22 protein-coding genes and 2 pseudogenes are annotated in these 21,339 nt (G+C 65.2%); 15 read left to right on the forward strand and 9 right to left on the reverse strand.

The window, feature by feature from the left end; all coding sequences use genetic code 11:
* Positions 1-48: 48 nt before the first annotated feature.
* Genes GLS40_RS03315 through GLS40_RS03335 form a run of 5 tightly spaced genes read right to left on the reverse strand, consistent with a single transcriptional unit; the run spans position 49 to position 7,110 of the window.
* Entirely contained in the window at positions 49-831 is a 783-nt protein-coding gene (locus tag GLS40_RS03315; protein WP_160381212.1) for a YMGG-like glycine zipper-containing protein, read from the reverse strand.
* Between the two features lie 24 nt (positions 832-855).
* Positions 856-2,823, reverse strand: coding sequence for an SUMF1/EgtB/PvdO family nonheme iron enzyme (locus tag GLS40_RS03320; protein WP_160381214.1), 1,968 nt, complete (start codon positions 2,821-2,823; stop codon positions 856-858).
* Positions 2,816-4,039 carry an FtsX-like permease family protein gene (locus GLS40_RS03325; protein WP_160381215.1) on the reverse strand — a complete coding sequence of 408 codons (1,224 nt, stop codon included), beginning with the start codon at positions 4,037-4,039 and terminating at the stop codon, positions 2,816-2,818. The genes GLS40_RS03320 and GLS40_RS03325 overlap by 8 nt, the downstream gene beginning before the upstream one ends.
* Positions 4,036-4,827, reverse strand: a complete 792-nt coding sequence (locus tag GLS40_RS03330) for an ABC transporter ATP-binding protein (protein WP_160381216.1) — start codon at positions 4,825-4,827, stop codon at positions 4,036-4,038. The genes GLS40_RS03325 and GLS40_RS03330 overlap by 4 nt, the downstream gene beginning before the upstream one ends.
* A gap of 12 nt (positions 4,828-4,839) precedes the next feature.
* Positions 4,840-7,110, reverse strand: coding sequence for a vWA domain-containing protein (locus tag GLS40_RS03335; protein ID WP_160381218.1), 2,271 nt, complete (start codon positions 7,108-7,110; stop codon positions 4,840-4,842).
* Between the two features lie 585 nt (positions 7,111-7,695).
* Between GLS40_RS03335 and GLS40_RS03340 the strand changes: the two genes are divergently transcribed.
* Complete coding sequence (locus GLS40_RS03340; protein ID WP_160381219.1) at positions 7,696-7,854, forward strand: hypothetical protein; 159 nt, start codon at positions 7,696-7,698, stop codon at positions 7,852-7,854.
* Here the strand turns inward: GLS40_RS03340 and GLS40_RS03345 are convergent.
* Positions 7,845-8,681, reverse strand: a complete 837-nt coding sequence (locus tag GLS40_RS03345) for an IclR family transcriptional regulator domain-containing protein (RefSeq protein ID WP_160381220.1) — start codon at positions 8,679-8,681, stop codon at positions 7,845-7,847. The two genes, GLS40_RS03340 and GLS40_RS03345, sit on opposite strands and share 10 nt — an antisense overlap.
* A gap of 165 nt (positions 8,682-8,846) precedes the next feature.
* Between GLS40_RS03345 and GLS40_RS03350 the strand changes: the two genes are divergently transcribed.
* The 14 genes and pseudogenes from GLS40_RS03350 (at position 8,847) to GLS40_RS03410 (ending at position 19,990) form a co-directional block, all read left to right on the forward strand.
* Complete coding sequence (locus tag GLS40_RS03350) at positions 8,847-9,095, forward strand: hypothetical protein (RefSeq protein ID WP_160381221.1); 249 nt, start codon at positions 8,847-8,849, stop codon at positions 9,093-9,095.
* 3 nt (positions 9,096-9,098) lie between these two features.
* Positions 9,099-9,665, forward strand: a complete 567-nt coding sequence (locus GLS40_RS03355) for a serine hydrolase domain-containing protein (RefSeq protein ID WP_160381223.1) — start codon at positions 9,099-9,101, stop codon at positions 9,663-9,665.
* A gap of 110 nt (positions 9,666-9,775) precedes the next feature.
* Positions 9,776-10,087 carry a hypothetical protein gene (locus GLS40_RS03360; protein WP_160381225.1) on the forward strand — a complete coding sequence of 104 codons (312 nt, stop codon included), beginning with the start codon at positions 9,776-9,778 and terminating at the stop codon, positions 10,085-10,087.
* On the forward strand, positions 10,084-10,962 hold the full coding sequence (locus GLS40_RS03365; RefSeq protein ID WP_160381226.1) for an ABC transporter permease: 879 nt from the start codon (positions 10,084-10,086) through the stop codon (positions 10,960-10,962). Before GLS40_RS03360 ends, GLS40_RS03365 begins: the two co-directional genes overlap by 4 nt.
* A gap of 59 nt (positions 10,963-11,021) precedes the next feature.
* Positions 11,022-11,855, forward strand: coding sequence for an ABC transporter permease (locus tag GLS40_RS03370; RefSeq protein WP_160381228.1), 834 nt, complete (start codon positions 11,022-11,024; stop codon positions 11,853-11,855).
* Complete coding sequence (locus GLS40_RS03375; RefSeq protein WP_160381230.1) at positions 11,852-13,456, forward strand: PriCT-2 domain-containing protein; 1,605 nt, start codon at positions 11,852-11,854, stop codon at positions 13,454-13,456. Before GLS40_RS03370 ends, GLS40_RS03375 begins: the two co-directional genes overlap by 4 nt.
* The gene (locus GLS40_RS18075; protein WP_160381232.1) at positions 13,426-14,115 is read left to right on the forward strand and encodes a DUF3987 domain-containing protein; all 690 of its coding nucleotides are present in this window, start codon (positions 13,426-13,428) and stop codon (positions 14,113-14,115) included. The genes GLS40_RS03375 and GLS40_RS18075 overlap by 31 nt, the downstream gene beginning before the upstream one ends.
* Before the next feature lie 390 nt (positions 14,116-14,505).
* On the forward strand, positions 14,506-14,994 hold the full coding sequence (locus GLS40_RS03385) for a crossover junction endodeoxyribonuclease RuvC (RefSeq protein ID WP_160381233.1): 489 nt from the start codon (positions 14,506-14,508) through the stop codon (positions 14,992-14,994).
* Entirely contained in the window at positions 14,991-15,152 is a 162-nt protein-coding gene (locus GLS40_RS17800) for a hypothetical protein (RefSeq protein WP_202075860.1), read from the forward strand. The genes GLS40_RS03385 and GLS40_RS17800 overlap by 4 nt, the downstream gene beginning before the upstream one ends.
* Positions 15,153-15,180: 28 nt before the next feature.
* Positions 15,181-15,561 carry a DUF6362 family protein gene (locus GLS40_RS03390; RefSeq protein ID WP_160381235.1) on the forward strand — a complete coding sequence of 127 codons (381 nt, stop codon included), beginning with the start codon at positions 15,181-15,183 and terminating at the stop codon, positions 15,559-15,561.
* Positions 15,562-15,722: 161 nt separating this feature from the next.
* On the forward strand, positions 15,723-16,394 hold the full coding sequence (locus GLS40_RS03395; RefSeq protein WP_160381237.1) for a hypothetical protein: 672 nt from the start codon (positions 15,723-15,725) through the stop codon (positions 16,392-16,394).
* A complete protein-coding gene (locus GLS40_RS03400) occupies positions 16,391-17,332 on the forward strand; it encodes a hypothetical protein (RefSeq protein WP_160381238.1) in 942 nt (313 codons plus the stop codon). Before GLS40_RS03395 ends, GLS40_RS03400 begins: the two co-directional genes overlap by 4 nt.
* A gap of 441 nt (positions 17,333-17,773) precedes the next feature.
* A pseudogene (locus GLS40_RS03405) lies at positions 17,774-19,000 on the forward strand (DNA modification methylase).
* A gap of 3 nt (positions 19,001-19,003) precedes the next feature.
* Entirely contained in the window at positions 19,004-19,990 is a 987-nt protein-coding gene (locus GLS40_RS03410) for a DNA cytosine methyltransferase (RefSeq protein WP_235905764.1), read from the forward strand.
* A 217-nt stretch (positions 19,991-20,207) separates the two neighbouring features.
* Here GLS40_RS03410 and GLS40_RS17920 read toward each other — a convergent pair.
* From GLS40_RS17920 to GLS40_RS03425, 3 genes and pseudogenes are all read right to left on the reverse strand, one after another.
* A pseudogene (locus GLS40_RS17920) lies at positions 20,208-20,639 on the reverse strand (IS3 family transposase); the annotation flags it as partial.
* 41 nt (positions 20,640-20,680) lie between these two features.
* A complete protein-coding gene (locus GLS40_RS03420; RefSeq protein ID WP_160381241.1) occupies positions 20,681-20,947 on the reverse strand; it encodes a hypothetical protein in 267 nt (88 codons plus the stop codon).
* A gap of 4 nt (positions 20,948-20,951) precedes the next feature.
* Positions 20,952-21,161 carry a hypothetical protein gene (locus GLS40_RS03425; RefSeq protein ID WP_160381243.1) on the reverse strand — a complete coding sequence of 70 codons (210 nt, stop codon included), beginning with the start codon at positions 21,159-21,161 and terminating at the stop codon, positions 20,952-20,954.
* Positions 21,162-21,339: the final 178 nt, after the last annotated feature.

The raw sequence follows: 21,339 nt of genomic DNA on the forward strand, positions 1-21,339 counted from the left end.
TGCACAGACGCATTGCCCTGCAAGCGTGCCGTATGCCGATCGTCGGTATCATCCCAGCAGCACCTGCAACGCCTCGATCTCGGCGTTGACCTTGGACTCGCTGCGGGTCGAGACGGTGATCTGCTGGCTGCGCTCGCTCGACAGGCGGGCGACGTTCGGCGTCTTGGCGCGCGCGCCGGCCGAGTTGATGCCCTGCTGCGTGCGCGCGACCGAGCCGGTGACGTCGACAAAGGCGTCCAGACGCTGCCCGACACCGTTGAATGCGGCCGAGATCAGGCGGTTGTCCTGCGCCACCCAGACTTTGATCTGGTTCAGCTCAGAACGTGCGGCGGTCTTGGTGACCTTGCCCGACACAGCCCGGCTGCGCAGCGAGGCAAGCTGGCTGCTGCGGCAGTTGCGCAGGTTCTTCGCCGCCGTTCCGGTGCGCGTCAGCAACGCACGTTCCTTGCCGGCGTCTGCGTTCACATTGCCGAGCAGCGAATTGGCATCGGCCGATCGTTGAGCGACCTGCTTGTAATAGACCTCGCTATACCCGGCCAACCCGCCCAGCGAGGCCCCGATCAGGGCACCCTGCGCGCGGTTGTCGCTGCCGGCAACCGCCGCGCCCAGCACCGCGCCAATCAGCGCGCCGGCGATGGCGGCATTGGCCTGTTTCTGAAGGTCCGAGCGGCGCGATGCCTCGACATCGGCCCGGAACTTCGAACAGGTGTCGGCGGCGTTCACGGCGCCGGGTGCAAGGGTGATCTGTTCATCGCACCCTGCGAGCGACAGGCTGGCGACAAGTGCGATGCAACCCGCCTTGCCGGTGTTGGAAAGAAGTTCGAAATTCATGATATACCTCCAAATGTCATCTGATCATTGCCGTTGTTGATCCGGGAAGCGGCTGCGCCGCAGGTCGCGCACGCTGTCCAGCTGGTTGATCCAGCTGCGGCGCATGGTTTCGGTGACCTGACCCCGCGCGGCGCGGATCTCGGTCTGGTGAGTGGTGAAAAGATCGAGGTAGGGCCCGAAAACCTCGACGCCGAGGCCAGCATAGCCGCGCCTGGTCTCTGCCAGGCGGGCATCCACGAAGGCGGGCTCGAAGCTTGCGATCTTGGTCTGCATCTGCAGGTAGAGGTCAAAGGCAGCGTCGATCCGGGTCTGGTTGACCTCAAGCTGCTTGGCCGCCTCGGCCAGTGCATCGGTGATCTCGCGCGTCTGCGGGCGGCGGTCGCGCAATTCGCTGACGCGCTGCATGCCGGCGAACATGTTGCGCCCGATCCGGTCCATCAGGTTCGCGGTGGCGACGGCCGATCGGGCGGACAGGCGGACCTCTTCGGATTTGCTTTCGCGGAGGCGGACGTTCATCCGGTCGATCTCGACCTGAAGCTGGGCGACGCGGTCCTTCAGCTGGCTCTGCGTCAGCGTCCCGACCGACACTTCGCGGCGCAGGCGGTTCAATTCGGCCTCCAGGTCCTTCGCGTTGGTGTCGTCATTGATGCCCACGCCCTGATCCAGCAGCGTGCCGCGGCCCTGCATCATCGCCTCTTCCAGGGGGGTGTTGGCCAGCCCCTCGACGAAGTCGTTGCCGGCGTCGCGGCGGCCGACGAAAACCGGGGCAGAGACCAGCAGCCGCGTGCCCATGGTGGCCGTGCGGCCTTCGCCGCGCGCGGTAAAAAGGGCCTGCGCCTCGACCCGGCGGCCGACGGTGTTCTGTTCGCGCAGGAAAAGCGAGTTTCCGCCCTTGGTCACCACGCCGCCGACCTGTCCAGCCAGCCCGTCCGGGCGGGTCATGCGGAACAGGTCAAAGACGATCTCCTCGGCGTTGCACAGCGTGTCGAGCAGGCCGAAGGCATTGGGCCGGGTCATGCCGACCGGGGCCAGCCCTGCGGTTTCGCCGCGCGGAGGCTCGGCACATATCTCGGGCAGCAACGGCTGGACGGTCTGGCCGGTGTCCGGGTCCAGCACGCCGGGCAAGCGCAGGCTGCGGCTTTGCGGCGTCACCTGGCTGGCGCCACCGCGCGCTGCGAATTCCCACTCTGCCTCGGTGGGCAGGCGGACATAGCCGGTCGCGCCCTGTTCCCAGGGCAAGTCGGGGTTCTGGCCGGCCGCGATGCGTTCGCTATCGCGGGCGATCAGCCAGTTCGAATAGTCGCGCGAATAGCCGACCGCATCGAACCACGACAGGCCGCCCTGGGGCGGGATGCGGCGCAGCTCCATGTCGCGCAGACCTTGTTCAAGCGGCGCGCAGGCGGGGCCGGCGGGGTCGGCGGTCTCGGCGGCGGGCAGGTCGAAGAGGCCAAGCGCGCGTATCGACCACTGGACGGAGGTCAGCTCGTACTTGGCAAGGTAATAGGCGCGGGCGGTGGTGTCGGCGATGGCACCGCTGGTCAGGGGGCCGCTGGCCTGCGACAGCGAGAAAGCGCCCGAGACCGGCGTCGTCCAGGGCCCGTTTGAGAGCACGATCTGCGCGGATTCAGCGTCGATGTCGACACTGCGCCCGAAACTGCCGTCGACCTGATCCAGCAGATGGTCCACCGGCACGTCAATGCGCTGAAAGATCATCGACCGCCCGCAGGGCATCGGCAGCGCCAGCACGGCTGGCAGGGTGGCGCCGCCGCGCCGCTCGGGGCAGGGGACGTTCGACAGGTCGCGCTGGTTCTTCGCAATCAGCTCTTCGCGCGCGCTGCGCCAGGCGGCCGGGTCGTCTACCAGGCACCAGCTGCCGCCGGTCGGGTCCGGCTGCGCCGCATCCTGTGCCGCTAGCGGCCGCGGTGTCAGGGGCCAGGTCAGCGCCGCAAGGCCGGCCAGCACCGCCAATGTCCCGCGAGCCCGTTCAGTCATGGCGCAGCCCCTTCGTCGGTTCCAGCCGCGCCGCCCGATAGCCGGCAAGGCAACCCGCCGCCGCTCCGGCGGCGGTGGCGGTCAGCGTGGCCACCAGCAGATGATGCGGGGCGATTTCGCTGATCCGGCCGGAAAGCCCGGCCAGCCCCTCGAGCCCGCGATTGATCAGGGGTTGCAGGCCAAGCGCGATCAGCGCCGCGGCGACCGACCCGGTCAGCGCGATCATCATGCCCTGCAGCGATGGCATCAGCGAGATTTCGGCGCTGCTCAGCCCCAGCAGGCGCAACAGCGAAAGTTCGCGGGATTTCTCGACCACGCTGGCGGCCAGATGCAGGCCAAGGGTCAGCAGGAACCCGGCGGAGGCCAGCGAGGAGATGGCGAAGAATATCCAGGTCAGCCCGGTCTCGATCTCGAGCGCGGTTTCCACCGCCGAGGCGCGTGTCTCGACGTCCAGCCCGTCCTGCAACAGGCGGTCGCGCAGGCCCGGCACATCGCGCACGTCGCGCGCGAACAGGCGGAAACTGGCAATGCTGCGCGCGCCGGCGTCCAGCCGGGTTCCGGCGCGGGCGCTTTCCCAGCCGAGTTCGGGCACCGCGAAGCCTTCGCGCCAACGCTCGATCGCGCCTTCAAGCTCGGGCGCGACAAACACATCGTCGGTCTGAAGCAGGTCGCGCGGGATTGTGCCGACCACGGTGACCTCGTGGCGAAGGCTTTCGCGCTGCTCGCCGACGGTGCGCAGGATCACGAAGGTGATCGTGCCGCCGGTCCTGACACCGGTTTCGATGGCGGCGCGTTCGGTCAGCACGGCCTCGGACAGTCCCGCGGGGGCGGGGCCGCCGGCCAGGTAAGGATCGCCGGTGACCGAGGGGATCATCCGGCTGTCCAGCATGGACCGGCTATCCGGGCCACGCAGCCGGACCGATCCGGCCAGATACCGCGCCCGAGGCAGGAGGAAGGCGACCCGGGGGTCGTCTGCGAGGTCGGCGAACCACGCTTCGGTCAGTTCGGTATCGCGCATCAGGCGGATTTCTCTCACGCGTGGGTCATCGCGCAGGCTCGAGATCATGTTGTTAACCACGCCGAACTTCAGCGCGTAGAGCAACAGCAAAGGCAGCAGCGCCACGGTCACCGCGATGCAAAGGCAGCCAGCGGCCTGCCAGCCGTGCAGCAGATCGCGGCGCGCCAGTCGGAACAGCAGGCCAAGGCGCAGACTCATGCGGATTGCACCTGTTGGGGCAGCGGCGCCAATGTCGATGTCTCGCCACCGCTTCCGGTGTGCGTCTCCAGGCGGCGCACGGTGAAACCGTAGCGTGTGGCGAGGTCCTCGTTGTGGCTGACCATGACAAGTGTAGCGCCGGTGGCCTTGGCGGCGTTGACCATGACCTGCATGACCTCGTTCGCCGTCGCGCCGTCAAGCGCGGCGGTCGGTTCGTCCGCCAGCAGGATAACAGGCGCCGAGGCCATGGCGCGCAGCACCGCCGAACGCTGGCGCTGCCCGCCCGAAAGGCCGGCGGGCAGGCGGTCGAGCATGCGTTCGATGCCCATGGCAGCGGCCAACGCTTCGATCCGTTCGCCGATCTCGCGCCCGCGCTGGCCGGCCAGTTCGGCCGCCAGCAGGGCATTGTCCCGCACCGAAAGATAGGGCAGAAGTCCGCCATCCTGCAGGACGAAGCCCATCGTGCGCGACCGGATCGCCGAAAGCACGGTGGCCTGTCCCGCAAGGATCGGTTCCTGCACCGACAGAAGGCGGCCGTCGCCGTAGGGCGACAGGTCGTAGCGGTCCAGCGCGTCCGGGCAGCTGAGCAGGCCGAGAACCTCCAGCAGGGTGGTCTTGCCGCTGCCGCTGCGCCCGACCAGGCAGATGCGTTCGCCGGCGCGGATCGTCAACTCGGGCACGGACAGCCGGAACCAGGCCTGCCGCGAGGCGTCGAAACGCGCCACCTCCAGCCCGCCGAGCGCCATGATAGGGCGGGCCGGACGGCTTTCGCTTGGCACTTCGGTCACGGCGCGCGGTCCTCAGGGCAGGTTGCGCAGTGAGACCGGGGTGGCTTCGAGGCCGGGGTCGTCCGCACCGAAATCGACCCACTTCTTGGTGTCGTTGAACAGCTCTCCGTAGACCCGCCGCTTGCCGTCGATCGATTCAATGAACTCCTGCCGCGCGGCGACGCTGATCGAGGACCAGTATTCGCGGTCGAGCCGCAGCACCTGGCTGCGATAAGGCAGGTTCTTGAGGAAGGTCGGCAGGATCGAGGCGACGATGTCGCGCCCCTCGGGGATGGGCTTGTCGGGGTCGGACGAGGTTTCGGCCGCCAGCACCTGCAGCTTGTCGAAGAAAGCGCCGGGATCGTCGCCGCCAGAGCGGTAGGCCTGCACGATCAAGTCCAGACGCTTGTCGAGCGTGGACAGCTGGTTGCGGGTTAGGAACACGCTGACCTCGAGCGCGCGGCGTTTGGGGTCGCTCAGGTCCTTGTCTGCGGCCCATCCGGCAAGGAAGGTCGGGGCATCGCCCCCATTCGCGGCGGCGAGACTTTCCAGCTGGGCGCGAAAGATCTCGTTGCGCACGGCGGCGGCCAGGCGGCCCGAGCTGCCCTCGGCGGGGATCGGCTCCAGCGCTTCGACCGAATTGATCATCTCGCCGGCCGAGGCGGTAACAACGGCCTGTGCCAGGGTCCGGCTCATCGTGTCCAGTTCGCGGCCGAATTCCTCGTCCGAGGTGGCGTCGATGGCGACGTATTTCTGAACCGCTGCGTCGCCGGTGCTGGAGATCACGCGATATTGCGCCTCGCCGCTGGCGAAATCGGCCGAGTTGGCGGGGGTGCGCAGATGCAGCGTCGCGATGGCGATGTTGCTGCGGTTGGCGCCATCCGCCACCGTGTCCGACGTGACACTGGCCAGGGCGGCCAGCGGGTCGCCGCCCTCGCGCGCCGAGGCGTCGGTCACCAGGATGATGAGGCGGGCGTCGAAGGGTTTCCAGTCCATCTCGCTGATCGCGGCCTGGATGCCGGCAAAGCTGTCTTCGCGGAAACCGACCGTCGGGACCGTGGCCTCGCGGATCTGGCGAGCCTGGGCAAGCACGGTGGCCGGGTCGGCCTCGATGTCCAGCGGCTGGAATATGCGGGTCACATATTCGAGCCCGCTAGGGTTGTTGCCGATATTGTCGCGGAACCCCACGATGCCGAAGCTGACGTTCTGCGTAGTCTCGAACTGCTGGAACGCGTTGTAGAAACTTTCGATGGTCTGATATGTGCGGTCGATGAACGGCCCCATCGAGACGGTGGTGTCGATCACGAAGGTCACGCCGATGCGGAACACCCCGTCGTTGCGCGCGGCCGAGGAATCGGCCGAGACCTCAAAGCTTTTCTCGTCACGCGGCGCGATGGCGCTGGCGTTGGCGGGCACGGCGGCGACCTTGAGCAGAACGGTCTCGTCGGCCCCGTCAAAGGCTTCCTCGCGCCAGTCGAGGATCGGCAGCAGGTAGGGCTGGTTGTCGAAGGTCACGGCTGTTTCAGGTTCGATCGCCACCAGTTCGCGGACCCACACCGGCTGATAGGCCGGATCGGCCTGCACCTTTTCGCGCTCGGCGCGGATCCGGTCATAGAGTTCGGCCGCCTCGCTGGAATAGTATGGGCTGTTCACCATGTCCGACAGGACCGTGGCGTCGTCGAAGAACAACACCTGACCGCGGCTGCCGCGCGGCGCAAAGTTCATCACCAGCATCGAGGACCATTTCAGCGTGTCCGCCGTGCGTATCCAGCCCGAGGTGCCTTCGCGCAGGGACGAGCCGACCTCGAGCCAATTCTCGCCACCCGCGAGAGCTTCGTCGAAGACATAAAGCAGGTCGAAGACGGGCAGTTCGGTTCCGTCGCCCGTGTCGGTGACATCGGCGTGCAGCGAGGCGTTCGGCAGGGTCAGGACGCGGCGGAACAGGTTGTCGTTGTCGGGATCGACCATCGGGCTGCGGCGAGCGGCAGGCGTCGCGTCGGCCGCGGCGGTGCCCTCGCCGGTTGCCCCGTCGGTGGCGGCGCTGCCCTCTGCGGCGGCGGCGGGCTGACCGGTGGGCGGCTGCGGCGTTTCACCGGCGGGCGCGGCATCGACCGAGGTGTCGGGCGTGGTTGGACTGGCGGGCGCAGCGGATGCAGCGGATTCGGCGGCGCTGACAGCGTCGCTCAGCGCCGCGACGGCGGTGGAATAGCTGTCGACCTGCACCCTGGCTGCATCCAGTGCACCCTGGATCTCGGCGGTGACGGCCGGGGCCGTGCCGGTATCGTCGCACGTCACCTCAGGCATGGAATCCTCGCCAAAGAGCGTGTCTGGCAGCTGCGGCTTTGCTGGCAGATCGGGCAGGGCGCCGGCGGCCTCGGCAGTCAACGCTGTGGCGCGCAATTCCAGCCCGTCCGCCCGTGCAACAAGTTTGCGAAGGCTTTTCTGCAGGCTTACATATTGATCGCGCAGGTCCCGGACAATTGCCTGTGTGTCGGAATTGCATTCCGCCAGAACGGGCGATGACATCACGGTCAGAAAAATGGATACAACAAATGCAGACCTAAACTTCAAGGAAATGTCCTCCTTAAATTTGCATGCAATACACAGACTGTTTGCGCATCTGTCAAGAATGAATGGGTCGCAAATGTGACAGGAATTTGGGGCCTGCCAGAAAATGCGCGAAAGGGTCCGGGTCAGGTCACTGATCGCCCCGTCGCCGGGCACCGCAGGGCCCAAGCTGCGATTCGGCGTCAGCCAGATCCGGGAAGCGCCTGATACAGCGACATCTCGGTATGCTATGCGTTGGCCCCGCTCGCGGCAGTCATCGCGACCTTTTCCCAGATCCTGACCAACTGGCTCCGAAAGCTCTTGCACGGAATGCGGCACGGTATGCGGCCGAGGATAATCCTGATCGGTTCCGGCAGTCTCGACGCGGCCATCGTCTCGGTGCTGGCACGCGACCACGGGCTGAGGGTGCCGGGCCCCGACATCCGCAAATCGCAGCGCCATGTGACGGGGGGCTGGGATCAGCCTGGTGATCAGCGGTAACTACGGAATGCACTGTGCTTCCCTCGTCCGGGGACGGGGCATTCATTATGCAATAGGGCCCGCGGGCGATATGACCTGTGCCCCGATTTTCCTGCGAATTGGCGCAGAGTCGGCAGATTGATTTCCGAGGCAGGGCGGCGCGCATTGTCGCCAGTTTCGGGCGCCAACTCCACGGGCGGCAAGTGTCCGACGCCCGGGTGAGGCCGGTGCTGAGTGTCGTCGTGCTGCCATGGAGCCTGTCGAGAGCGCCCTGTCGGAGATCCTAGCGGTCCCTGACGGCCTGGCCCAATGTGGACGCCGCCTCCATCACCATGGGGGCCATGCGGTTGCGGAAGTCCTCTTCGCTCCAGTCCGAAAGCGAGGCGGCCAGGTGAACCGCGGCGATTGGGGCGTCCCGAACTGTCGGTCACGGCGGCGCCGATGGCGATTTCGCCCATCAGGACCTCTTCCAGCACCACGGCATAACCGTCTTCGCGGGCGCGGTCGATACGGCGGGCGACCTCGGCCTTGTCCAGCACCGTCCGCGAGGTGAACGCGAAGTAATCCGCCGTTTCGACGATCTCAAGCATCTCGTCGCGGGGAAGCCGTGAGAGCATGGCGCGCCCGCCCGAGCTTTGCGGACAGGACAGGCGGTGACCGACCAGCGTGGCATAGAATGTCCCGCGCTTGCTTTGCAGGCGCACCGCGTAGATGTGGCTGGCGCCGTCCTCGCTGTTCCGCGCGAGGCGGGCGCGGCGGCTGATGCTGGGGCAGGCGGGACAGATCGACCTCGCCGCCAACCGGGCCGTGACGTCGGACCATCTGTCGGTTCCCTCGTCGATCTGCATGCATCCCGACCCTGCGCTGCCGCCGGACAGGCGTAACATGACCGTCGCTTCTGCCGTGGTCGACCTGACCGCCTGCAGGCTCTGGGTCACCGACGGCCCGCCCTGCGAGGCCGAGTATCACTCCTATGACCGGCAGGCGTAGCCGCAGCTGGCCGAGGCGTCGGGATGAACACCATTCCCCGATCCACGCCGCGCGACCCGCGCACACCGAGCGCCCCGATCCTGCCGCGCGACCGCTGGTGCCTGCCGCCGCATCACCGTTGGACCTTCAGCCACATGCTGGAAATGACCGCGACCGCGACCGCGGCCATTCGGCGCGGGCAGACAGCGGTCTGGACGCTTCCGGCCGCCGCGCGGGACGTCACCGGCATCGGTTTTGAAAGCCACCGCGAGACCCGGACGGTCGGGGCCTGACTGGTGGCGGATCAGACAGACGGGTTCCTGGTGCTGCACCGCGGCCGCATCCTGCACGAAAGCTATTGTGACGCCATGCGCCCGCAGGACCTGCACTTGTCGATGTCGATGTCGATGTCGATGTCGATGTCGATGTCGATGTCGATGGCCAAGTCGATCCTGGGCATCCTCACCGGCATTCTGGCCGACGCGGGACGGATCGACCTGGCGGCCCCGCTGGCCGCGCACCTGCCCGAGCTGGCGGCGACGGGCTACAGGGGGGCAACGGTGCAGCACCTGCTCGCCATGACCTTGGGCGTGGTCGTCGACGAAAGCTACGACGTGCCCGGGTCGCACATGCAGAAATTGGGCGAGGCCGTGGTATGGGCGGATGGCCCGCGCACCGAAGGCTGGCCGCAGACCGTCTGGCAACTGATCCTCGAACTGACCGAGACCGAACGCGTCCACGGCGCTCAGTTCCTGTATCGCTCCATCGAAACCGACCTGCTGGGCTTTGTAGTCGAGCGCGTGACCGGCCAACCGCTGGCCGAGCTGGTGTCCGAGCTGATCTGGCAGAAGATCGGCGCCTAGGAGGACGCGGCCTATACGCTGGATCACGGCGGTTTTGCCTTGGCCGACGGCTGGTTCAACGCGATCCTGCGCGACTATGCCCGCTTTGCTCAAATGGTGCTGCACGGGGCGTGGCGAATGCCAGGCGCGTGGTGCCCGAAGCCTGGATCGAAGAGGTGCGGTTCGGCGCCGGCGGCGCCTTTGGCGGACCGCATGCCGAAGTGCTGCCAAGGGGCGGCTATCACAACAAGTGGTGGCAGACCGATCGCGGGCGCGGCGTGATCATGGCGCAGGGCATCTATGGCCAATGCATCTATCTTGAATTCGAGGCCCGCTTCGCCGCGGTCAAGCTGTCGACCTGGCCGACACCCCTGAGCGTGCCCGGCGCCAGGACGCGGCTGGCGGCACTCCGGGCCATCGGGCGCGAGGTTGCGGCGTCATGATCAGGTTCGTCGGCCTCCGCCTGCTGATGGCGGTCCCCACCCTGGTGCTGGTTACGCTGGCCGTATTCGTGATGATGCGCCTGGTGCCTAGCGATCCGGCGTCGGTCATGCTGGGCGAACAGGTCACCGGGGAAATGGTGGCGCGGGTGCGCCAGAGCATGGGACTCGACCAGCCGCTGCCGCGGCAATACCTGCTCTGGATTGGCGACCTGTTGCAGGGCGACCTCGGGCGGTCGATATCGAACAATCAGCCGGTTCTGCCGACCATCCTCGACCGCTTCAGGATATCTGCGCCGATCGTGATCGTCGCGGTGACGCTGGCGGCGCTGATCGCGGTTCCGCTCGGGCTGCTGACCGCGTGGCGGCAGGGATCGGCATGTGACGTGTCCACGGTCGCGACCTCGACCCTGCTGCCGTCGCTACCCAGCTTCTGGCTGGGTCTGATGATCCTGCTGGTGTTCGGGCTGAAACTGGGGTGGTTCCCGGTGCTCGGCATGGTGGGCGCGATCGGCGGCGGCTGGGCCGTTCTGAGCGCCATCGCCATGCCCGTCCTGACCCTGCTGCTGATCGAGATCGGCGCCATCCTGCAGATGACCCGCCCCAGTGCGGTCGAGGTGCTGCGCCAGGACTACATCACCCATGCGCGGGCCAAGGGGCTGTCCGAAGCGGTGGTGCTGCGCCGCCATGCCTTTCCCGATGCCTTCGCCCCGACCTGGACCCTGATCGACCTGATCCTGGGCGCGCTGCTGGGCGGGATCGCGGTGGTCGAGACGGTGTTCACCATTCCCGGGCTGGGCCGGCTGCCGGTGCAGGCGATCTTCGAGCGTGACTACCCGGTGGTGCAGGGCTGCATCCTGCTGATCGCCCTGACCTAGGTGGTCATCAACCTGGTGGTCGACCTGACCTATCCACTGTTCGACCCGAGGGTGCGGGCATGAGCGCGATTTTCCGGGGATCGGGGCGCATCGGGCTGGCCGGCTGGATCGGCGGCGCACTGGCCTTCGCGGTCATCGCCGTGGCCGCGTTCGGGCCCTGGCTTGCCCCTTATGATCCCATGGCACTGGATCTGCGTGCGCGGCTTTCGGCGCCCTACCTGGATCACCTGCTGGGCACGGGCGAGTTCGGGCGCGACATCCTCAGCCGGCTGATTTTTGGCGCGCGGGTCTCGATCTTTGTCGCCCTGTCTACGGTGGCCGTGGCGCTGGTCATCGGCGTGGGATTCGGCGTGCTGACGGGGTTCGTGCGTGCGTGGACCGACCGGATCATCGGTATCTTCAACGACGCGCTGCTGGCGTTTCCGGGCCTGTTGCTGGCGCTTGGCGTCATGGCGGTGGCGGGTGCATCGGCAGGGGCCATGGTGCTTGCGCTAGGCCTGGCCTTTGCCTCCGCGGTGCTGCGTGTGACGCGGTCCGCTGTGCTGTCTCAGCGCGCGCGCGAATTCGTCGAGGCCAGCCGGGTGATGGGAAATTCCGAGGCGCTCACCATGTGGCGGCACGTGCTGCCCAACGCGCTGGCGCCGCTGATCGTTCTGGCGACCTCGATGTTCGGCTGGGTGATACTGGCCGAAAGCGCGCTGAGCTTCCTTGGCCTGGGCGTCCCGCCGCCCGCGCCGTCCTGGGGCAACATGCTGGCAGCCGCGCGGCCCTATATCCAGGATGCGCCCTGGCTGATTGTTCTGCCGGGTTTGTGCATCCAGGCCACCCTGCTGGGGGTCAACCTGCTGGGCGATGCCCTGCGCGACCTGCTGGATCCGAGGATGCGGACATGAGTCTTCTTGAGGTGGAAGCGCTGCGGGTGCAGGCCGGGCTGACCGGGGCCGAGGTTGTCAGCGACCTGTCCTTCACGCTGGGCGCGGGGCGCATTCTGGCGCTGGTCGGCGAAAGCGGGTCGGGCAAGACCATGGCCGCGCGGTCGGTTCTGGGGCTGCTTCCCCATCCGATGCGGATTGCGGGCGGCGCGATCCGCTTCGTCGGCACCGACCTGACATCGCTCGCCCCCCGGCAGATGGCGGGTTATCGGGGCGCCCGGATCGGGATGATCTTTCAGGAGCCGATGACGTCGCTGAACCCCGCGCTGCACATCGGCCGCGCCCCGAAGCGTCTGCTGGTCTATCGCACGGCCGCACCGTTTCGAGGCATCAAACGCCATCAGCTCGAAGTGCTGTGCCTCGGGCTGCAGTTTCTGGCTTATGCCGACCACCCCGACACCGGCGCGCCCTATGTCTGGCCCGACGAGGGGCTGGCCGATCTCGATATCAGCGATCTTCCGGAAATCACCGAGGCGGCGGCGGCGGCCTTTCTTGACGAGGCCTATGCGATCCTGCCCAAGGCCCTGCGTCAGCGCGGACTGCGCTCGGCAGCACCGGCCACATCCCTGCGAAGCCACAAGCAGATCGGCACCTTGTCGGCTATCCGGTCGGCGCTCGACTGGCTGCCGAATGACGAGCTCGATTACGACAGCTGGATGCGCATCGGCATGGCGCTGAAAGGGGCGCTTGGCGGTGAGGGCGGCGAGGTTTTTGCCAACTGGTCGGCTCAGGCGGCCAAGGATGTGCCTGCGACGACCGTCCGCGCCTGGGCGAGCTTCAAGCCCGACCGGATCGGCGCAGGCACAATCTACCACCTCGCCATGGAGCGCGGCTGGCAGCCGGATGCCGCCTTGCGCCTCGACGGCAGCCTCGATCCGGACGGCCCGCATCCGGCCGCCGATCTACTGGCCCGGCTGGAGGGGAGCGCGCCGACCGTGGCCGCCCCGGAAAAGCCCATCTTCAACCTGACCATTCCCGACGGTCTTGTCGGCGATCTGACCGGCTACATGCTGGCGACCGCGCGCCGCCCGCAACCGCTTCTGTCGCTCGGGGCCAGCCTCTGCGCGATCGGGGCGTTGATGGGGCGGCGGTACCGCACGACCAGCAACCTGCGCTCGAACCTCTATGTCGTGGGGATCGCCGACAGCGGTTCGGGCAAGAACCACGCCCGCGAAATCATCAACGAGGTCTTCTTCGAGGCGGGTCTCGCCCACCATCTCGGCGGCAACAAGATCGCGTCCGGCGCCGGGCTCCTGACCGCGCTTCATCGGCAGCCCGCGATCCTGTTCCAGATCGACGAATTCGGGATGTTCCTCTCGGCCGCCGCCGACCGCAAACGCAGCCCGCGCCATATCACCGAGATCCTCGACAACATGACCGAGCTCTTCACCGCAGCGGGCGGGATCTTCCTCGGGGCGGAATATGCGAACCGCGACGGCACGAACGAGCGGCGCGACATCAACCAGCCCTGCCTTTGCGTCTATGGCACCACGACGCCGCTGCATTTCTGGGGGCGCTGCAGGGCGCGAATGTGGTCGACGGCTCGCTCGCGCGCTTTCTGATCCTGCCGAGCGATGAGGACTATCCGGACGAAAACCTTTCCGTGGGAATCCGGCAAGCCCCGTCCGTGCTGATCCAGGCGCTCCAGCTGGTTGCCAATGGCGGCGGGGCCGTGAAGGTCAACCTGACTGGCAAGACCGCCGACCAGAACACCGCCGTGAACCCGATGACCGTACCGATGTCGGATGCGGCGCGCGCCCGGTTTGCCGACCTCAGCGACGCCCTGACCGAGGAGCTACGGGCAGCGGCCGGCACGGCCTTCACTGCCATCCTCGCCCGCACCGGAGAGAACGCGTTGAAATTGGCGCTGATCGTCGCCGTCGGGCGCGATCCGGTGCGCCCCGAGATCGACATCACTGCGGCGGACTGGGCCATCGGCTTCGTGCGCCATTACGCGCGGCGCACCATGGAGGCGGTCGAACGCCATGTGGCGGACACCGAAACCGAGGCGCATCTGAAGCGGCTGAGGGAGATCGTCCGCTCGGCCGGGCCCAAGGGGATCGCCAAATCCGAGATCACCCGGGCCTCCCAGTGGTTGAAATCGCGAGACCGCGACGAAATCCTGCTGACGCTGATCGAGAGCGGCGACATCACGACGGGCATGCGCGACTCCTCGACCAAGCAGGCCATGGTCTATCGGATGGCGCGGTGGGGCGGGTGACCGGAGATCCTTCAATCCGCCTGAAACGGCCCTTGAAGCCAAGATTCCGCCAAGCATTAGAAACGAAAGGGAAAAACCGCATCCTTCAAATCCTTCAATCTTTCAAGAGGACCCCTTATCCCTATACGTGTACGCGCGCGGTTTAATATTGGGAGAGAAATATCCATTGAAATACTGAATAATTGAAAGATTATATATTACATATACAGGACAACCACTTACGGGCGTAAGTCTTTCAAGATGCCTCTCTGGAGGTTCTGAAGGATTTGCCGGGCGGCCGAGCCGCCCAGCCCATGAACTGACCAGACCACCCTTCGAGGCCTGGCGAGACCGCAGCCTTCACCGGCCAGCCCGCTCGCCTCGGTCACAAACGCGAAGAGGAGGTCTCTCATGACCCAATCCAACAAACATCCGCGCTGCATCCTTGCGCTTGATCTCGGCACCAACACCGGCTGGGCATTGCGCAGCCACGACGGGCTGATCACCAGCGGCACCGCCAGCTTCCGGCCCGGGCGCTATGAAGGTGGCGGCATGCGCTACCTGCGCTTCACCAACTGGCTGACCGAGCTGGACCGCCTGTCGGGGCACACCGCCGCGATCTGGTTCGGGGAGGTCCGCCGCCATGCCGGAACCGACGCGGCCCATGTCTATGGCGGGCTGATGGCCTCGCTCACCAGCTGGGGCGAGCTGCGGGGTGTGCCCTACGAGGGCTTGCCGGTGGGCACGATCAAGCGCCATGCCACCGGCAAAGGCAACGCACCCAAGCAGGCCATGATCGATGCGGCCCGCGCGAAGGGCTTCAGTCCCGAAGACGACAACGAGGCCGATGCTATCGCCATCCTGCTCTGGGCCCTCGACGCCCGGGGAGGTGCGGCATGACGTTCTATCCCAAGGGCTATGGCGGGCAGCGCCGGTCGCCCGATGAGGTGAAGCGTGACGGCTGGCGCGAACAGGGCGTGCTGGCGGTCAGTGTGGATGACCAGCGGCTGACCTGGCCCGAGCGTGAACTCGTCGAGCAGCTGGGCACGCGTCTCTAAGGTCCGCGCCCGGCCGAGGATCTGCACCATGGCTGAGCACATCAGGACCGCCGAGGACGTCGCAGATCATTTCGAGGAGGCGTTCCGCACCCTGCGCAAGCTGCCGCCGGTGAAGGTGCAGGGCTACTTAAACGCCTGGCCGCAGGTCATCCGCACCGAACGCGAGATCCTCGCCATGGAGCCCGAACCGATGCGGGTCTGGCCCTCGGCCGCCGCGATCTCGCGGCTCGAGCAGACCTTCGACTGGGTGGTCTGGCTTGGCGAGAGTGAACGCCGCCTGATCTGGTGGCGCGCCGGCCGGCGGCCGTGGAAGCAGATCACCCATGATCTGGGCGTCGACCGCAGCACCGCATGGCGCCAGCACAAGCTCGCGCTCACAAAGATCTCCGCGCGGCTGAATGTGCGCTGATAAACTTGGCTCGGGCGGTCTCGTAGGATGCCACCCGAACCAACTCATACTGCCTTCCTCAACGCCTCGCTCGGGAAGTACCTGTTTGTCGGAGGAAAATCGACTTGCGAAGCTCGAGAAAGTCTACTGATATCCTTCGGGCAGCGTAACGGATGAATATCATGCAATTGCCAACGGAAGTTGTACAAGCTGAGATTTTGGACTGGTGGGAAGGAGAGCGTGAAAAAATCACTCAAATCCTGCCTGACCGTCTGCCGGCGTTGTTTTATAGCGTGGACAAAGTCATTGATGGCATGTCAGCCGCAGATTTTCTGAAGCGAGGCAAGTTCATCGCTGAGAAGGTGGAACCCCTCGTCGCTGATTGGATAGAGCGAACCTATAAAGAACTGACGCATGATATCGACAAATCTTTTCGGGCGTCGGCTGAGGAGACCGAGGGCGGAGACGCTTATCAGAAATGGTCGTATGGCGAGATGGCGACAGCCGGAGCGGCAATCGCTGTTTCCGCCGCTCCTGTCGCTGGAATACCGTTTTTTGCGGGAGGATTGACGACCGTCGGAACTGCGATACTTGGACTTACTTTAGGCGGTGGAGCATTGATACCGGCTGCCGTTGTCGCATTGGCAGGAAGCGCGGCTCTATTGGCTGCGGGGCCCGGCATCCGCTCGAAGGCAATATCGCAGCTGAAGTCGAAGCTAAAAATATCTTTGCATGACACTATTACCACTCGCGTCGTTGGCGGGGCCGTCGATGCAAAGTTAGTTTCTCTGAAGCATGTACTTTTCAATGAATTGCAGGGCGTCGCGTTAAAGAGGATGGAGATGGCAAAATGAGTATCCCGTTCGATATTCCCTCCCAGTTTCAAGCCGCCCATTTCGCAGGTGATATCATCCGCAGCGGCGCTGTGCTCAGAGACTCTGCAACCGGTCGAATTGTTGCCCACCTTCAAGAGACTGGGGCATTGCAAAAAGCTCTTCAGACTGGGCTTTCATTCGATCCGACAGGTGCCACGGGCTTGATCGGGATAGCGCAGAATGCGGCGATCTCTCACAAGCTAAACGCGATGCAGGCTATGATGGGGACGATGCAGACGCTGCAAATCGCGACTTTGGCATCGTCCGTTGTTGGTATCGGCGTTACAGCTGCAAGTACCGCCATGATCTTGAGGCGACTCGACCAAGTAGATAAGTCGCTTGGTGGCATTGAGGCCTCTGTCGCTGGGTTGCCATCGAAATGGCGCGAAATGAACCTCCGATCCAAGATTGTGACCGTGCGGACGGCGCTGGAACGTCTGCAAGAAGCCGAGGTTAGGCCTGACGCAAAAGACGTCATCGCAGCGGTCGAAGAGAAGATGAGTTACGTCTTCGACGAACTGCACAGTGGTCTCGCAGAGGTTGTAATAGAAGCGCGGGTGGATGCTGGGTTGGTACGAGCCCTTTTGGCGAGTTTAGCCCTATGTGGGGGCGCGCAGATTAAGTCACTGCTTTGGCTCGACATGAAAGAGGCGGCTGAATTTAGGGCGCGGCACCAATGCGTCAAACTTCAGAACCTCGCATTTTTGATGCCACGCGACGTGATGGTCGACCGAGTCGACGGCGATCAGAAAACTGCACTGGGAATATCCCAGGACTTCTCAGAAGTTCGATTGCGTATCGCTTCTCAACCAAGTCTCGCTCGCACATTGATAGCGCACGATATTAACGGCCGAGAATACATCGAGCGCATCGAACAAGAGGAGACCGAGCCGTATCTGCTCTTGGCGCCGAGCTAGGTTTTCTGGGATCGCCTATGAAATCACTAGTCTGCTTTGTGCTTCGGCCTTGCCAATGCTGCGGCTGCATGAAGTGTTGCAACACTTTGGTCTTCGACAGTTTCAACAGATCCATGCTATCTGAAGGATATGATGGGGAGAGTGCGTCGGAAGACGGCTCTCCCCGTTTCCGTTCGTGCGGACCCGCGACAGCAAGGCCGCAGCGGAGAGCATTTCCCTGAAATCGGCGGGTCCTTCCCGGCGTCCATCTTATACGGGCGGGCGAAACGCGAGGGTTTCCCAGTGACGCCCCGAAAAACACCCGTTTCGTTTCGCTTGGGCCCACGCGGCAACGAGCGAAAGGCCTGACGGCCCGACACCCCATGCGTGAACCGAAACGGCCCTGTCGGGTCATTTCGGTTCAGCTCCCCATTTCGCCGCCCGGCACCCAAGGACATTCCCATGGACGTCGTCGACCTGCCGCTCGAGCAGATCATTCCCTATGCGCGCAATCCCCGGCGCAACGAGCAGGCCATCGCCACGGTCGCGGCCTCGATCCAGGAGTTCGGCTAGCGTCAGCCCATCGTGGTGGACGAGGCAATGGTCGTGCTGGCTGGGCACACCCGGCTGGAGGCGGCGTGCAAGCTCGGCTTCAAGACCGCGCCGGTGCATGTTGCCAGTGGTCTGACCGCCTCGCAGGCCCGCGCCTGCCGGATCATGGACAACCGTTCCGGCGAGAATGCCGAATGGGACAAGGACCTCTTGAACCTCGAACTGGCGGACCTGCCGGAGGCGGATTTCGACCTCGGTCTGACCGGCTTCACCGAGGACGAGATGAACGCGCTGATGTCGAGCCTCGATGCGGGCACCGGTCCGCGGGAGAGTGAAGACGAGATCCTGGAAACCCCCGAGGATCCGATCAGCCGTCCTGGCGATCTTTGGCTCCTCGGACACCACCGGCTTCTCTGTGGTGACAGCACGGTTGCCACGGATGTCGAGCGGCTGCTCGGCCCGGTGAAGCCGCTGCTAGTGGTCACCGATCCGCCCTACGGCGTGGAATATGACCCTGGCTGGCGCAACCAGGCGGGGGCGGCCAAGACCAAGCGCACCGGCAAAGTGCTGAACGACGACCGCGCCAACTGGCGTGAGGCCTGGGCACTGTTCCCGGGCGATGTCGCCTATGTCTGGCACGGCGCGCTGCACGCGGCGACCGCGGCGGAAAGCCTTGAGGTCGCGGGCTTCACCATCCGGTCCCAGATCATCTGGGCCAAGGAGCGGCTGGTTCTGAGCCGGGGCGATTATCACTGGCAGCACGAGCCCGCCTGGTATGCCGTGCGCAAATCCGGCAAGGGCCATTGGGCGGGCGACCGCAAGCAGACGACGCTCTGGCACATCTCGGGCAAGGATCAGGACGATAAGACCGTCCACGGCACCCAGAAGCCCGTGGAATGCATGCGCCGGCCGATCCTCAACAATTCGAGCCCGGGTCAGGCCATCTACGAGCCTTTCATGGGTTCGGGCACCACGCTGATCGCGGCCGAGACTACGGGCCGCGTCTGCCTCGGTATCGAGCTGAACCCTGCCTATGTCGATGTGGCCGTCCGGCGCTGGCAGAAATTCACCGGGAAGCAGGCCGTCCTCGACGGGGATGGAACGCCCTACGACGACCTCAAGACCAAAGACCGCTGAGGGATGGATGACCTGGCTTTACCTTCCGCAGGCCTGCCTGACGGAACAGGCGACGCATGCCTCTTCGGCCCCTCGCTCTGCTCCGGCGCGGGCGGGCTCGACCTCGGGCTCGCCATCGCCATCCCCGGATATCGTGCTGTGGGCCATGTCGAACGGGAAACCTACGCCGCAGCCACTCTCGTGGCGCGGATGGAGGACGCGTCCCTGGATAAGGCTGTTGTCTGGGACGACGTTGCCACCTTCGACGGCCGCCCGTGGCGCGGCGCGGTGGACATCGTCACTGCGGGCTATCCGTGCCAGCCGTTCTCTGTCGCGGGCAAACGCCGGGGCGCGGACGACCCGCGCCACCTCTGGCCGCATGTCGCCCGCATCATCGGCGAGGTCGCGCCACCCTTCGTGTTCCTCGAGAATGTCGCCCATCATCTCCGCCTCGGCTTTCCCGAAGTCGCCGGAGGACTGGTCGGCATGGGCTACCGCCTTGCGGCAGGCCTCTTCACGGCGGCGGAAGTCGGCGCGCCCCACAAGCGGGAGCGGCTCTTCATCCTCGCCATCCGCGAGGGCGACGAGCTGGCCGACCCCGCGCGCCTGCTCCGGCACCCGCTCGAGTGGCGGGAACCGGACGGAACTGCTGCGGCTCTGGCCGACGCCGAGGGCCAGTGCGAACGAAAACCGGCAGACGAAACCGACGCCCTCGCAGGCAGCGGGCCAGCACGGGATGAACCTTGCGACCACGGCCGTGATGTGGCCGACACCGCAAAAGCAGCGGAAAATCCTCCTAGAGCAGCGGAAGCAAGTACGAGAAGTCAGGATCAAAAGGATCCTACGGCAAAGGTTACGGAAAGGGCAGCGCCTCCTCAAACGAGCGCAAGTACCAACCCCGAACCGAAGCACAAACTCGCAGAGAAGACAGAAAGTTCAGCTGGTTCAAGTGAACCCGTCGAGTTGAGGCTGTTCGCGGATGTGAAGTTCTTCCTTGCGGACAAGAACTAAGGGTTCCTCCTTAACCCCGCTGGGGGAAAGGACATACTCATCCACCGAAACGGTGTAATCGATGGAACCGTCCCCCAAAAGGGGGCGGTCTACTGGTTTGACCTTGGTGAAGACCACCGGCAACGGCCTTGCGCGGTGAACGCTTCTCTAAAGGTCGGCGCAACGACCGTTCCTATTCCGGTCGTGGATCAAGACACAAAGGAATAGTTCGACTGACGCCGGAGATCGATGTATCGACGACCGTGGCCAGGCATTCCCGGCTGAAGTCGTCGATCACGCACAGCACACGGAACCGCCGCCCGCAGGACAGCGCATCAGACAAGAAGTCGAGGCTCCGGCGCTGTTTCGGGCCCTGCCGAATCGCCATCGGGGCCCGCGTCCCGAGCGCACGCTTCCGGCCGCCGCGCTTGTGTACGGCTAGCCGTTCCTCGCGGTAAATGCGGTAGAGCTCCTTCCAGTTCACCTCCCAGCCCTCCCGGCGGAGCAGGATGTGCAGGCGGCGGTATCCGAAGCGCGGCCGCTCGAACGACAGCTCGCACAGGTGTTGTCGAAGTGGCCCGTCACCGCCCTGTATCGAACGATACCGGTAGACGCGGGGATCGATCCCGACGAGCTGGCATGCGCGCCTCGGCGAGACGGATTCATCACGCCCAAAGGAAAGTCGGCATGGCGCATAGCCTCCAGAATTTATCAGATCTGCGGGAATATCGACCGTCCCGCTGCACCGCTTTTCCTGTGCTCTGCGCCCTGAAAACTGGATCGTTTGAAGCTGGAGTTTCCGGCTGAACTTTCCTCGCTGCGCATCGGCGCGGCCACGAGAAACTGGGTCGACCGGGGCGCTGGCGTGTCGGGCGGGGTGGCGAGCGGGAAGAAGGAGAACGCGCCCCTGGCAGAGGCGACGAGGGCAGAACTGCCGGGCGGCAAGGCCATGCCGTGATCGGTGGACATGTCGGTCATGGGATCACCAGTAATATTTTTGGGGTTTGTGGTTGCCGAGATCCCAGATCAAGACATCGGGATCGGCGCCATGCATAAGCTTGACGATCGTCTTCGCGGTCCGCCTACGGCGCGGGCGGTTGTGGAACCGGATGTTCCAGTGCGACGGCGTTCCGTTCGGAAACGCGCCGATGCTGCGACTCTTGGTTCTGGGTTTCTTGCGCTTGTGGTTCATCGATCTTCCTCCGGAAATTGCAGACATGCGAATGCCTGCGGTCCGGAGGGCCGCGAATGAGGAACCAGCGATAAGGGTCAAAGTCGAGATGGTTTTTGCGGTGACGCGTATATCACGGCTCTGTTCAAACGCAAACCGCCGCCCCGAAAGACGGCGGCGTCCGGTTCGGGGCTTCAGT

Origin of the sequence: Pseudooceanicola pacificus (assembly GCF_009789075.1) — a bacterium.
Taxonomy (GTDB): domain Bacteria; phylum Pseudomonadota; class Alphaproteobacteria; order Rhodobacterales; family Rhodobacteraceae; genus Pseudooceanicola; species Pseudooceanicola pacificus.